The following is a 13,276-nucleotide window of genomic DNA, read 5'->3' as shown; positions in this document are numbered from 1 at the left end:
AGGTGCTCGTCATGGTTCCCGTCTTCAAGCTGTGTTTACCCGCGCTGTTCCTCGCCATGGCCGCCTCGGCCCAGGCCGAGGAAAAGACTCTCAATCTCTACAGTTGGGCCGATTACGTGGCGCCCGAAACCTTGCAGCGGTTCGAGCAGGAAACCGGTATTCACGTGCGCTACGACACCTTCGACTCCTCCGAAGTGCTGGAAACCAAGCTGCTGACCGGCGGCAGCGGTTATGACGTGGTGGTGCCATCGTCCAGCGTGCTGGCCCGTGGGCTGGCGGCAGGGGCGCTGAAGGAAATCCTCCATGAAGGCCTGAAGGGTTACGCCAACCTCGACCCCGATTTGCTGGAGAAACTCGCCGCCGTCGACCCCGGTAACCGCTACGGCGTGCCTTATACCTGGGGCACATTGGGTTTGAGGATGAACGTGCAAGCGGTCCAGCAGCGTTTGCCGAACGTGCCGCTCAATAGCCTGGACTTGCTGTTCAAACCGCAATACGCCAGCAAACTGAAAGACTGCGGCATCGCCATTCTCGATTCGCCGCAAGAGGTGATCGGCCTGGCGCTGCATTATCTGGGTAAAGATCCCTACAGCACCGACAAGGCGGATCTGGCTGCCGCCGAGGCGTTGCTGCATCAATTGCAACCGAATGTGCTGTACGTCGCCACCGGCCGGCAGATCAGCGATCTGGCCAATGGCAGCGTTTGCCTGGCGCTGACCTACAACGGTGATGCCAGCATGGCGGCCGATCAGGCGCACAAGGCCAACAAACCGTTCGAAGTGGTCTACCGGATTCCGAAGGAGGGCACGCTGGTCTGGCAGGACAACCTGGCGATCCCCAAGGACGCACCGCACCCCGAAGCTGCCCGGGCATTTATCGAGTTCATGTTGCGCCCCGAATCCGTCGCGGCGCTGACCAACACGCTGTTTTTCGCCACGGCCAACCAGGCGGCAACGCCGCTGGTGGATGAAGCCGTGCGCACCGACCCGGACATCTTTCCGTTGCCCGAGATGCGCGAACGCTTGTACGCCGACCAAAGCATGAGCCTCAAGGATCTGCGCCAGCGCACACGTCTGTGGACCACGTTCCGTAGCCATCAATAATAAAAAGGAGATCACCATGGACGTCCCGATGCAAAACGACCAGGCCATGACCCGCGACAGCCTCTATGGGACTGCCGCCGAAAGCACCTACGCCGGCATCACCAGTTACATGCGCCGTCGCTACAGCCGTGACTTGCGCGGTGTTGACGTCGCGGTCAGCGGTGTCCCGTTCGACACCGCCACCAGCAACCGTCCCGGCGCACGCTTCGGGCCACGCGGGATTCGGGCGGCCTCGACCGGGATTGCCTGGGAACGTCACTGGCCCTGGACGTTCGATCCGTTCGATCACTTGGCTGTCATCGACTACGGCGATTGCGACTTCGATTACGGCTCACCACACACGATCCCGGAAAGCATCGAGACCCACGCGGAGCACATATTGAACAGCGGCAGCGCGATGCTGACCTTTGGCGGGGACCACTTCATTACCTATCCGCTGCTCAAGGCCCATGCGCGCAAGCATGGTGCGTTGTCGCTGATCCATTTCGACGCCCACAGCGACACGTGGCCGGACGAGGACGGCAAGCGGGTCGACCACGGCACCATGTTCTGGCATGCGGCCAGGGAAGGGCTGGTGGATCCATCGCGCTCGGTGCAGATCGGTTTGCGCACCACCAACGACGATCACCAGGGTTTTCAGGTGCTGGATGCGCGTCAGGTGCATCGCCAGGGCTGCGAAGCGATCGTCGAGGCGATCCGGGCGAGGGTAGGGGATAACCCGGTGTACCTGACGTTCGATATCGATTGCCTCGACCCGGCGTTCGCCCCGGGCACCGGGACGCCGGTGTGCGGTGGCTTGAGCACGGTGCAAGCGCTGGAAATTCTGGGCGGGTTGCGCGGGATCAATCTGGTAGGAATGGACGTGGTGGAAGTCGCACCGGCCTACGATCACGCCGACATTACCTCACTGGCGGCGGCGACATTGGCGATGGAAATGCTGTGTTTGTATGCGGCCCGCCACAAGGTTGACCTGTAAACACAAATTGAAATGTGGGAGCGGGCTTGCTCGCGAAGGCAGAGTCTCAGCCGGTACAAATGCTGACTGACACACCGCCTTCGCGAGCAAGCCCGCTCCCACATTTAATCACTGTCAGGCCACCGGGATGATCGGCAGGTCGAGGGTTTGGTCACCGCTAAACCGTGAAAACGATCCGGCAAGTGTTTCGTGCGGCACACCTTTGGCCACATCGCTGACGCCATCCAGTCGCGCCAATTGATCCACGCTCAGTTGCACATTCAGCGCATCGAGCGTCGCGTCCAGTTGCTCACGGGTGCGCGACCCCAGAATCGGAATCAGCGCGGTAGTCGAACGCTGGGCTTTTGCGCGCAACCAGGCAATGGCTACGTGCGTCGGGTTGGCCTCCAGCTCGGCCGCAACGGCGAGCAACGTGTCAAGGAGGGCTGTTTCGCGGGCGCCTTTTTCCGCGTGGATCAGGATGCCGAGTTTGTTCCCGCGGTTGTCGCCATCGTTGGAGCGGTACTTGCCGGTGAGGAACCCGCCACCCAGCGGCGACCATAACGTCGCGGCCAGCCCCAAGGCTTCGGCCATCGGAAGTTGTTCACGCTCGGCGGTACGTTCGGCCAGGCTGTATTCCACTTGAATCGCCGTAATGGGTGCAAAACCGCGCACCTCGGCCAACACGTCGGCGCGGGCGATGCGCCATGCCGGAAAGTTTGACAGCCCGGCGTAATGGATCTTGCCGGCGCGCACCAGGTCGTCGAAGCCGCGCAGGATTTCTTCCATCGGTGTCACGCCATCGCTCATGTGCGCCCAGAACACGTCCAGGTGATCGGTTTTGAGCCGCTTCAGGCTTTCTTCGACGGCGCGAACCATGTTTTTGCGGTTGTTGCCAGTGTGGGAAATGCTCGCCGACGGTGTCGTCCCCAAGGTGTATTTGCTGGCGATGACCAGGCGATCGCGCTCTGCTGCGATAAATTCGCTGAGCATCACTTCAGATTGGCCGGCCTGATAGCCGTTGGCGGTGTCGATGAAATTGCCGCCGGCTTCCAGGTAGCCGTCGAAAATACGCTTGGCTTCGTCACGTTCCGCGCCATGCCCCCAACCGGTGCCGAAGTTACCGGCGCCCAGCGCCAGTTCCGAAACGCGCAAGCCGGTTTTGCGACCAAAAACTTTGTAATGCATGGGGTGACTCCTGAAGGAAAAACGCCGGGATTTAATATAGATGTTTTGCGACATGTATTAAATATGATGCCGATAATCTATGGCGTCAACACGCTTTTCCATGGAGGCCAAACAAGCGACCAACGGACCCACTCGCTGCTGCCACTTTCTGACAGGGGCCTCTGCTAAGCTCCGACAACTTTTTCAGAAAGAGCCTGCCCATCGTGTCGCGAACCACTCGTCTACTCACGTTGTTGCAAGTGCTGCGGGGCAAGAGTCGGCCGGTGACGGCGGCAACGCTCGCCAGCGAACTGGAGATTTCCGAGCGCACGCTGTACCGCGATATCGCCGAACTGACGGCGCTTGGCGCACCGATTTTCGGCGAAGCAGGGGTCGGTTATGTGCTGCGCAGCGGTCTGTTTCTGCCGCCCTTGATGCTCAATGCCGACGAAACCGAAGCCATCGTGCTGGGTTTGCGCTACGTCGATCAGCGCGGTGACGAGGTGTTGAGCAAAGCGGCAGCCGACGCCTTGGCCAAGATTGCCGCCGTACTGGCCCCTGAAGCCCAGGACGCGTTGCGCAACCCGACGGTGCTGCCGGGCCCGCCCGGTTATGGCTATCCGGAAAATGCCGTGCCGTTGGGCGTGTTTCGCCAGGCCATCCGCGACCAGTCCAAGCTGAGCATCGACTACGCAGACGCCAACAAGGTGCCTAGTCAACGGCTGATCTGGCCGCTGGCGTTGGGGTTTCTCAATGAAGTGCGGATCATTGTTGCCTGGTGCGAATTACGCAGTGCCTATCGGACCTTTCGCACCGACCGGATTTCGGCCGCCAATGAGCAGGGCGAGCGATATCCGGGGCGGCGTAGTGACTTGCTGCGTATCTGGCGCAAGCAGATGCAACTGGATGAGGCCGGGCGTTTCACTCCTGACAAGAACTGACACAGGCTTGTTTTAGCATGGCTCCAGAATCAACTGACAAGGAGCCGCAAACATGTCCAATCCCGCCTCTTCACTGGCGCCCGCCATCGCTGCTTACATTGCCGCCGCCAATGCGCATGACACCTCCAGGGTCGCCAGTTTTTTTGCCGAGGACGCCAATGTGTTCGATGAGGGTCAGCACCAGATCGGCACCCGCGCGATTGCCCAATGGATGGAAGACACCGCGCAGCGCTATCAACCCCGGGTCGAGGTGCTGGATGTGCAGCAGCGCACGGGCAAAGTGCTGGTACACAACCTGATCTCCGGTACGTTTCCCGGCAGCCCGCTTGAGTTGCGTTACGTGTTCCGCCTTAACGATCAGGGCAAGATCGCCCGGCTGGACATCTCTGTAGCAGCTGCCGAGTTTGCGTTCGTGCTGTAGCAGCTGCCGAGCCTGCGAGGCTGCGTTCGGCGACGCAGTCGTCGTAAACCCTGCGAATGCGGTTTTCCTGTTACACCGCAGAGCCTGATTTCACGACGACTGCGTCGCCGAACGCAGCCTCGCAGGCTCGGCAGCTGCTACAGCCCGTGTGCGGCGTTCGGCAGTGGTTACAGATCGGACGTATACTCCCGCGCATGAATGTCGACTCTCCGTTAAGCGCCTGGCAACACGCCGTTGAACACTTGGGTTTCGTCCAGGACGAAGCCCAGGAACACGCGGTGTGGGCGCTGCAAAAATGCCACGAAGCGTTGCTTGAAGGTCACACGCCAATCACTGGCGTCTACCTTTGGGGCCGGTCGGGCGCGGCAAAACCTGGTTGATGGATCAGTTCTATCAAAACCTGCGCGTGCCGGCCCGGCGTCAACACCTCCACCATTTCATGGGCTGGGTGCACCAGCGGTCGTTTCAACTGACTGGCACCGCCGACCCCTTGAAGGCGTTGGCGCGCGAGTTGAGCGAGGAAGTGCGGGTGCTGTGTTTTGACGAGCTGTTCGTCAACGATATCGGCGACGCGATCATTCTCGGGCGCTTGTTCCGAGTGATGTTCGAGCAAGGCATGGTGATGGTGTGTACGTCCAATCAGCCGCCGGATCAGCTCTATGCCGATGGCTTCAATCGTGACCGCTTCGTGCCCGCCATTGAGGCGATCAAGCAACACATGCAGGTGATCGCCGTGGAAGGCAGCGAAGATCATCGCCTGCATCCGGGCACCGCCTTGCAGCGTTACTGGGTGACCGATGCCGCGCATCCCGACGCGCTCGGCGACGTGGTTCAAGGCGTTGACCGTCGGCCAGACAGTGTCCAGCGAGCCGGTCACGGTTGGCTACCGTTGCGTCAATGTCGTTCAAGCCAGTGCCAGCGTGCTGTGGTGTCGTTATACCGACCTGTGCGAGCAGCCTTTTTCGGCGATGGACTTCATGGCGCTGCGAGACACCTACAGCGCTATCCTGTTGAGTGAAGTGCCGAACCTCAGCGCCCAAAAAACGTGAAGGACGTATCGCCCGAGGCACCGAAGACGGTGTCGAGCGCGTCGTGGCGGGGGACCGTGAGTTGCCGCAACTGTCAGTCAACGACGATGGCGTGCGGCGTTTCATTGCGCTGGTGGACGAGTGCTACGACCGCAAGGTGCCGCTGTACCTCGAAGCGCAGGTGCCGATGGAGGCCCTGTACACGCAGGGGTATCTGGAGTTCCCGTTCCGCCGCACCTTGAGCCGGTTACAGGAAATGCAGCTAAAGCGTTTTGCCGACGCTTGATACTTGGGAGCCGCGATCATGCATCAGCCCTTGTCTCATCACTTGCTGACCATGGCTTATCAAAATGCCTGGGCCAACCATCGACTCGCCAACGCTTGGCGTCAATTGAGTCCGGCGGAACTGGCGGCGCCACGCGTCAGCTTCTTCCCCAGTCTTATTGCCACCCTTAATCACATCCTGACGTGCGACTGGTTTTACGTGGATGCGCTGGAACGCGAATTGCGCGGTGACGATCCGCACCCCGATTGCGACGTGTTTTTCAAAGTGGATGAGCCGTTCACCCTCGGCGCAGATCTCAAGCGTGAGCAATCACTGGTGGACAATCGACTGATCGCTTACTGCGAGCAACTGCGCGATGCAGATTTGGGGCGAGTCGTGACCATTGCCCGGGACACACCGCAACACGACAGCCGTCTGCGCTTGTTGTCTCATCTGTTTGAACACCAGATTCATCATCGCGGCCAGGTCCATGCCATGCTCAGTGGCACCTCGGTCGCACCGCCTCAATTGGACGAGTTTTTCTGTGCCGGCGAGTCGGGGCTGAGAGCGGCGGACTTTGCCGAGTTGGGATGGGCCGAGACGCTGATATGGGGTGTTTGAGGCAGGTTCAGGTTGTCGATGATGACGACTCGCGATACTGTCCATCGACTTCGCGGCGCGAGTGACGCGCCGGAACCACTTGATGGGATAGCGACAATGGAAATGGAATCCGCAGACATTCTTGTACTTCAGGCCAGCTATACCAACCCGGTGCATGCCGAAGCCATTGGCGTGGTGCTCAATGCCTATGCCCAAGACCCGATGGGCGGAGGGCATTCGTTGCCCGAAGATATTCTGCAGCAGTTGCCGGGGGAGCTGGCCAAGCGTCCCCACGCCTTCAGTGTATTGGCCTTTGTCGACGGTGCACCGGCGGGGCTGGTCAACTGCTTCGAAGGCTTTTCGACCTTTGCCTGCCGACCGCTGGTCAACGTTCACGACGTGTCGGTGGTGCCGCAGTTTCGTGGCCTGGGCCTGAGCCAGAAAATGCTGCAAAAAGTTGAAGACATTGCCCGCCAGCGTGGCTGCTGCAAGATCACTCTGGAAGTTCTTGGAAGGTAACGCCGTCGCGCAAGCGTCTTACGGCAAGTTCGGTTTTGCCGCCGGCATGTTCGACCCGGCCCATGGCCGCATGCTGTTCTGGACCAAGAACCTTTAACCGGGGGGCACTTGAACGCGTTCGAGCAGGCATAAAAAGGGCGTCCATCAGGACGCCCGGCTGGCTTCGATTACTTCGGTCTGGTAGGATTCGGTCATTTGTGCGGTTTGATCGCTGGGAACGCGAAGTTCAATGTTTTTGACCTCAAAGCCATTTGCCTTTTGCTGCGCGAGATGCAAAGTCTCGTAGTAATACTGCATGCGTTCGGAGCCGTATTCTGCAAAGGCAGTGGCAGAGCCGAACGTCATCAGGCCAGCAACGATCAGGGTCGTATATTTCATGGGTGCCTCCCATTACGGGTTCAGGGCCTTTCGTCCATGAAGCTATGTCGCACGGACATTATCTGCCGATTCCGTCAAATGGGAATGAGCACGCCAGAGCCGGGCGCCCGTGATTGAAAAGGGGGAGGAGGAACTGCGCGATGCGCAACAAAAGGCCGGAACCGGCCCCTGAATGGATCTACTGTTTAACGACGGCTGGAGCCACTTTAGGCTTCATCAAACTGAAGTCGATCAGCGGACGGGCCTCACGCTCGTAAGGGTTGCCGATCATCAGTGGGCGCGGCTTGAAGCTGTCACTGACCAGGCTCTTGCTGCGGTCCAGTTCATCAGCACTCAACCCGGCCAGGTCGGCCCAGGTGTGAATCAGTTGCGAGCTGCTGTAAGGCCGGCTCAGGTCGGCGGCAAAGCTCCAGTCATGGTTTTCACGCCATTTCGGCGAAGCCCAGGCCATGAACGGAATGGTGTACATCGGTGCAGTCGGCTTGTTCTCGTTGCGCCCGAGGGTGCTGTGCCCCACGGAGTCAAACACATCTTCGCCGTGGTCGGAGAGGTACAGCAGGAAGCCGTTCGGGTCGGACTTGGCGTAGTCCTTGATCAGGCTCGATACGACGAAGTCGTTGTACAACACGGCATTGTCATAGCTGTTGTAGGTCGGCACCTGATCGTCGCGCACGCCGTCCGGCACGCCTTTGCGGTCGGTGAACTTGTCGAACGTCGGCGGGTAACGGTACTGGTAGCTCATGTGCGTACCGAGCAAATGCACAACGATCAGCTTGCGCGGTGCGGCATCGGCCAGGGCCTCTTGTTGAACGGCTCGATGACATCGCCGTCGTACTGGGCGGCGTTCTGATTGCGGTTGTTGTTCAGGTACACCTGCTCGTCGGCCTGCTCGGAGAAGGTTGTCAGCATGGTGTTGCGCTTGGTCATGGTCTGCTGGTTGGTGATCCAGAACGTCTTGTAGCCCGCCTGTTTCATCATGCTGACCAGCGACGGCGTAGACAGGTAAAGGTCCGGGTGTTCTTCGTCGGCGAAAGTCAGCACCTGCTGCAACGCCTCGATGGTGTAAGGGCGTGGGGTGATGACGTTGTCGAAGACCGCCAGTTGATCTTTAAGCTTGTCCAGCTCCGGCGTGGTCTCGCGCGGGTAACCGTAGAGGCTCATGCGCTGACGGTTGGTGGACTCGCCGATCACCAGCACCAGGGTCGCGGGCTGGTTGGCCATCGTGTCCGCCAGGTTTTTCAACGGGGGATCTTGCTTGCGCTGTGCAGCATGTCTTGCATGCCTGCCAGGGTTTCCAGGTAGCGGTGATAGGCCACGGCCATCTGCCAAGGCACGGCGGGCTCGATGCGGGTTTCGAACTTATCGAAACCTTCCGCGAAACTGCCGGTGCGCGCGGTCTGTTTGACCAGCGGGTAACCGACCACGGCGATCACGATCGCCGTCGCGGCAACCAGTGCCTGCCAGCGCGGCAGGACCACCGGGCGCAAGCGGGTCCACAGGAAATAAGCGAACAGCGTATGGGCAAGGAATGCCGCGACCATCCACCAGGCAAAATACTGGGTCATGTACTCGCCGGCTTCAGAGATGTTCGATTCGAACATGATGAAGATGACGCTCTGGGAAAATTCCTGTTGGTAGATAAAGAAATAACCCAGGCTGGCCATCGAACAGGCCCACAGCACGACGCCGATCACTGCCGCCATCACACGCGTCTGTTTAGGGAACAACAGCATCGGTGCAAGCCAGATGGCGCTCATCACAAAGGCCTGGCGAAACCCGGTAAAACCCGAGGTGCCGGTCAGTTGAATGAGTAATTGAGTGATACCGGAAAAATACCAGAAGAACAGGAATAACCAGAGAAGTCCTGCCCAATCGAAACCTATCGCAGACGTGTTGCTGCGTTTAAACAATGCCATTCAACGCTCCAGCCAGAAATCACTTCAACGTCGAACCATCCATTGCCGACGAACAGAAACCACCCGAAAACCGAGCGGCAATAAGGGGGCGGCAGTATCAATAGGCAAATGTGAAAAAATTGTGAAAAACGAGGAGCAAAACGAGATCGGAAACAGTTCGAGACTGTTTCCGAATCACCTGAACAGATCAGGCGTGGGGGGCGCGCTGGGTGACGGGCAGGGGTGGTGATTGGGTGCCTTGAGTCAACTGGCGCAGTTGCGCAAGTTCCTGCTTCAAGAGGTCGCGCTCTTCTTTCAACTGACGCAATTCATCACGACGGATCGTGACGTAAAGGGTTTGTGCTGGCCGTGCTGCGTGTACTGTGCCCATTGCTCACCTCGCAAATGGTTGACTCAACTGTAGAACCGCCCCTGCAATCAGGTGCTGATCTACTATCGGCGCTGATTTTGATTTCTTTTGCCCCTCAAGGGAACTTTTTTATTTTTCATGGTCGTTGTGTCTTCGGCGCGATTACCGACGTTATCCATCAGGATCGGGCACAATGCCCGGAAACTATGTGCCAACGCTCTGGACTAACCCCATGAGTCACGTTGGGCTATACCTTTGACACACTTTATTTGTAGTAGGGAGCATCAGCACATGCAACTCGGGATCATTGGACTGGGCCGCATGGGCGGCAATATTGCGCGGCGCCTGATGCTCAATGGGCATACCACTGTCGTTTACGACCGCAATACCGCCTTCATCGACACCTTGACTGCCGAGGGCGCCAAGGGCGCCGCAGACTTGCCAGCCCTGGTGGCTGGCCTGGCCAAACCACGAGCGGTCTGGGTCATGTTGCCGGCCGGCGCACCGACCGAAGACACCATCGACACCCTGAGCACCTTGCTCGAAGCCGGCGACACCATCATCGACGGCGGCAACACCTTCTATAAGGACGACATCCGCCGAGCGAAAACCTTGTCGGAAAAAGGCCTGCACTACATCGACGTTGGTACTTCCGGCGGCGTCTGGGGCCTGGAACGCGGCTACTGCATGATGATCGGCGGCGATGCCGAGGTGGTTAAGCGCCTTGATCCGCTGTTCGATACCCTGGCACCTGGCATGGGTGATATCCCGCGCACCAAGGACCGCAAGTCCGATGACGATCGCGCCGAACGTGGCTACATCCACGCCGGCCCCGCAGGTGCAGGGGCACTTCGTGAAGATGATCCACAACGGCATCGAGTACGGGATGATGCAGGCCTTCGCCGAAGGTTTCGATATCCTCAAAACCAAGTCCAGCACCAACCTGCCGGAAGATCAGCGCTTTGATCTGAACGTCGGCGACATCGCCGAAGTCTGGCGTCGTGGCAGCGTGGTGTCGTCCTGGCTGCTCGACCTGACGGCCGACGCGCTGGCCAGCGATCCGAAACTCGACGGTTTTTCCGGTTCCGTGGCTGACAGCGGTGAAGGTCGCTGGACCATCGAAGCCGCCATGGAGCAATCGGTGCCGGTGCCGGTACTGTCGAACTCGCTGTTCTCGCGCTACCGTTCGCGTGGGCAAGGCACCTTTGGTGACAAGATTCTCTCGGCCCAGCGCTTCGGCTTCGGCGGCCATGTGGAGACTGCGAAAAAATGACCCACGCGATCCGCAAGAAATCCAAGGCAGAACCCGCACCGCCCACCACGTTATTCCTGTTCGGTGCCCACGGTGACCTGGTCAAGCGCCTGCTGATGCCGGCGTTGTACAACCTGAGTCGCGATGGTTTTCTGGGGATGGCTTGCGGATCATCGGCGTGGATCACAACGCCATTACTGACGAAGCCTTCGCCCGCAAACTCGAAGATTTCATTCGAAGCGAAATGGCGGCCAAGTCGGGCAAGGGCGATCAAGCCCTTGACCCGCAGGTGTGGGCCAAACTGGCCAAAGGCATCAGCTACGTCCAGGGCGACTTCCTGGACGACAGCATTTATCAAGCGCTGGCGGCGAAAATCGCCGCCAGCGGCACTGGCAATGCGGTGTTCTACCTGGCCACCGCGCCACGTTTCTTCAGCGAAGTGGTGCGTCGCCTCGGCGCCGCAGGCTTGCTGGTGGAAACACCCGAAGCCTTCAGAAGGGTGGTCATCGAAAAGCCGTTCGGGTCCGATCTGCAAACCGCGCAAGCCTTGAATGCCTGCTTGCTCAAAGTGATGACGGAAAACCAGATCTACCGGATCGATCACTACCTGGGCAAGGAAACCGTACAGAACATTCTGATCAGCCGGTTTTCCAACAGCCTGTTCGAAGCGTTCTGGAACAATCATTACATCGACCACGTGCAAATCACTGCCGCCGAAACCGTCGGCGTGGAAACCCGTGGCAGTTTTTATGAACACACCGGCGCCCTGCGGGACATGGTGCCCAACCACCTGTTCCAGCTCCTGGCGATGGTGGCAATGGAACCGCCAGCGGCGTTTGGCGCCGATGCGGTACGCGGTGAAAAAGCCAAGTCGTGGGGGCCATTCGCCCCTGGTCTACCGAAGACGCCCGAGCCAATTCGATTCGCGGTCAATACGCCACGGGCGAAGTCGACGGCAAGCCGTTGCCGGGGTATCGCCAGGAAAACAACGTGGCGCCCGACAGCAACACCGAAACCTATGTCGCGCTCAAAGTCATGATCGACAACTGGCGCTGGGTCGGCGTGCCGTTCTACCTGCGCACGGGCAAACGCATGAGCGTGCGCGACACCGAGATTGTCATCTGTTTCAAACCGGCGCCGTATGCCCAATTTCGCGACACCGAGGTCGATGAGTTGCAACCGACCTATCTGCGGATCCAGATCCAGCCCAACGAAGGCATGTGGTTCGACCTGTTGGCCAAACGACCGGGCCCGGCCTTGAACATGGCCAATATCGAGCTGGGTTTTGCCTATAAGGATTTCTTCGAAATGCAGCCGTCCACCGGCTACGAAACGCTGATCTACGACTGCCTGACGGGCGATCAGACGCTGTTCCAGCGTGCCGACAATATCGAGAATGGCTGGCGCGCTGTGCAGCCGTTCCTCGATGCCTGGCAGCAGGACGCAACGGTCCAGAGTTACGCGGCCGGCGAAGACGGCCCGGCAGCCGCCGACGAGCTGCTGGCCCGTGACGGTCGCGTTTGGCACAGCCTCGGATGAAGGGGGAAACGCAGCAGCCCATCCGTTTTCTGCTCAGTGACATGGACGGCACCTTGCTGCTGCCTGATCACACGCTCAGCCAGCGCACCATTGCGGCGGTACGTTCGCTGCGCGAGGCGGGCGTGCTGTTCAGCCTGGCCACCGGGCGCCCGCCCAAAGCGATGTTGCAGCAGATCGAAGCGTTGGGTGTCGATCTGCCGACGGCGGCGTTCAATGGCGGCACGATCGTCAATCCGGACGGGAGTTTGCTGGTTGCCCATTACTTGCCGGCGACGGCTGCGCTCACCACATTGACGCTGTTCGCCGATCTGCCGGACATTGAGGTCTGGGTGTTCAGCGGCGGCGACTGGCTGCTGAAGGATGCAAACGGCCCCATGGTTCCCCGGGAACAGCATGGCCTAGGGTATCCGCCCGTAGTGGTGGAGAGTTTTGAACCTTGCCTGGAGCGCATCGACAAGATTGTCGCGGCGAGTAACAACACCGGGTTGCTGATCGAACTGGAAGCGCAATTGCTGGCCAATGTCGCAGGTCAGGCCCAGGTCTCGCGCTCACAACCGGTGTATCTGGACGTGACCGCGATGCAGGCGAACAAGGGTGCGGCGCTGGCGACACTGGCCGAACATCTCGGGGTGCCGCTGCAACAGACCGCCGCGCTGGGTGATGGCGGCAATGACCCGGCGATGTTTCCATCGCGCCGGGCTGTCGATTGCCATGGGGCAGGCAGAGGAGGCCGTCAAGCGCCAGGCTGACGTGGTCACCGGGCCTAACACCGAAGACGGTGCTGCCCAGGCGATCGAGCGCTATATCCTCCCTCGCTGACTGACTCCTACAGTTTTTGTTCTG

Annotated in this window: 8 protein-coding genes and 6 pseudogenes; 10 read left to right on the top strand and 4 right to left on the bottom strand. The window is 59.6% G+C overall.

All coding sequences use genetic code 11. The annotated features are described in order from the left end of the window. The first annotated feature begins 11 nt into the window (after positions 1-11). Together AB4N76_RS29630 and speB are read left to right on the top strand one after the other, a co-directional pair. Positions 12-1,103, top strand: a complete 1,092-nt coding sequence (locus tag AB4N76_RS29630; RefSeq protein WP_460163930.1) for a polyamine ABC transporter substrate-binding protein — start codon at positions 12-14, stop codon at positions 1,101-1,103. Between the two features lie 16 nt (positions 1,104-1,119). Next, positions 1,120-2,079: an agmatinase gene (gene speB / locus AB4N76_RS29625; RefSeq protein WP_460163929.1), complete on the top strand. Its 960-nt coding sequence runs from the start codon at positions 1,120-1,122 to the stop codon at positions 2,077-2,079. A gap of 114 nt (positions 2,080-2,193) precedes the next feature. Here speB and AB4N76_RS29620 read toward each other — a convergent pair whose 3' ends face one another. Further along, positions 2,194-3,246, bottom strand: coding sequence for an aldo/keto reductase (locus tag AB4N76_RS29620; protein WP_460163928.1), 1,053 nt, complete (start codon positions 3,244-3,246; stop codon positions 2,194-2,196). Positions 3,247-3,449: 203 nt separating this feature from the next. Here AB4N76_RS29620 and AB4N76_RS29615 point away from each other — a divergent pair, with 203 nt between their 5' ends. The 5 genes and pseudogenes from AB4N76_RS29615 (at position 3,450) to AB4N76_RS29595 (ending at position 7,096) form a co-directional block, all read left to right on the top strand. Beyond that, complete coding sequence (locus AB4N76_RS29615; RefSeq protein ID WP_046033082.1) at positions 3,450-4,166, top strand: helix-turn-helix transcriptional regulator; 717 nt, start codon at positions 3,450-3,452, stop codon at positions 4,164-4,166. Between the two features lie 52 nt (positions 4,167-4,218). After that, entirely contained in the window at positions 4,219-4,587 is a 369-nt protein-coding gene (locus tag AB4N76_RS29610; protein WP_460163927.1) for a nuclear transport factor 2 family protein, read from the top strand. Positions 4,588-4,781: 194 nt separating this feature from the next. After that, positions 4,782-5,901 (top strand): annotated as a pseudogene (zapE, locus tag AB4N76_RS29605) (cell division protein ZapE). A gap of 18 nt (positions 5,902-5,919) precedes the next feature. After that, a complete protein-coding gene (locus tag AB4N76_RS29600) occupies positions 5,920-6,501 on the top strand; it encodes a DinB family protein (protein WP_046033085.1) in 582 nt (193 codons plus the stop codon). 102 nt (positions 6,502-6,603) lie between these two features. After that, positions 6,604-7,096 (top strand): annotated as a pseudogene (locus tag AB4N76_RS29595) (GNAT family N-acetyltransferase). A 47-nt stretch (positions 7,097-7,143) separates the two neighbouring features. Here the strand turns inward: AB4N76_RS29595 and AB4N76_RS29590 are convergent. The 3 genes and pseudogenes from AB4N76_RS29590 to AB4N76_RS29580 all read right to left on the bottom strand — a co-directional run bounded on the left by AB4N76_RS29590 (position 7,144) and on the right by AB4N76_RS29580 (position 9,663). Next, positions 7,144-7,377, bottom strand: coding sequence for a hypothetical protein (locus AB4N76_RS29590; RefSeq protein WP_460163926.1), 234 nt, complete (start codon positions 7,375-7,377; stop codon positions 7,144-7,146). Positions 7,378-7,555: 178 nt separating this feature from the next. Beyond that, positions 7,556-9,293, bottom strand: a pseudogene (locus tag AB4N76_RS29585) (phosphoethanolamine transferase CptA). A 187-nt stretch (positions 9,294-9,480) separates the two neighbouring features. Further along, on the bottom strand, positions 9,481-9,663 hold the full coding sequence (locus AB4N76_RS29580; protein ID WP_046033088.1) for a DUF6026 family protein: 183 nt from the start codon (positions 9,661-9,663) through the stop codon (positions 9,481-9,483). Positions 9,664-9,933: 270 nt separating this feature from the next. Between AB4N76_RS29580 and gnd the strand changes: the two are divergent. The 3 pseudogenes from gnd (at position 9,934) to AB4N76_RS29565 (ending at position 13,252) form a co-directional block, all read left to right on the top strand. After that, a pseudogene (gnd, locus tag AB4N76_RS29575) lies at positions 9,934-10,915 on the top strand (phosphogluconate dehydrogenase (NAD(+)-dependent, decarboxylating)). Further along, positions 10,912-12,433 (top strand): annotated as a pseudogene (zwf, locus tag AB4N76_RS29570) (glucose-6-phosphate dehydrogenase). Before gnd ends, zwf begins: the two co-directional pseudogenes overlap by 4 nt. Further along, positions 12,430-13,252, top strand: a pseudogene (locus AB4N76_RS29565) (HAD family hydrolase). Before zwf ends, AB4N76_RS29565 begins: the two co-directional pseudogenes overlap by 4 nt. Positions 13,253-13,276: the final 24 nt, after the last annotated feature.

It is taken from the genome of Pseudomonas sp. S2_F03 (assembly GCF_054668335.1).
The sequence above is the reverse complement of the archived record's forward strand: the minus strand, read 5'-3'. Positions and strand labels throughout refer to the sequence as shown.

Excerpts from the sequence above, each read along its gene's own strand:
- AB4N76_RS29630 (WP_460163930.1), top strand. The coding sequence starts at position 12 with ATGGTTCCCGTCTTCAAGCTGTGTTTACCCGCGCTGTTCCTCGCCATG.
- speB (WP_460163929.1), top strand. The coding sequence starts at position 1,120 with ATGGACGTCCCGATGCAAAACGACCAGGCCATGACCCGCGACAGCCTC.
- AB4N76_RS29620 (WP_460163928.1), bottom strand. The coding sequence starts at position 3,246 with ATGCATTACAAAGTTTTTGGTCGCAAAACCGGCTTGCGCGTTTCGGAA.
- AB4N76_RS29610 (WP_460163927.1), top strand. The coding sequence starts at position 4,219 with ATGTCCAATCCCGCCTCTTCACTGGCGCCCGCCATCGCTGCTTACATT.
- AB4N76_RS29600 (WP_046033085.1), top strand. The coding sequence starts at position 5,920 with ATGCATCAGCCCTTGTCTCATCACTTGCTGACCATGGCTTATCAAAAT.
- AB4N76_RS29590 (WP_460163926.1), bottom strand. The coding sequence starts at position 7,377 with ATGAAATATACGACCCTGATCGTTGCTGGCCTGATGACGTTCGGCTCT.
- AB4N76_RS29580 (WP_046033088.1), bottom strand. The coding sequence starts at position 9,663 with ATGGGCACAGTACACGCAGCACGGCCAGCACAAACCCTTTACGTCACG.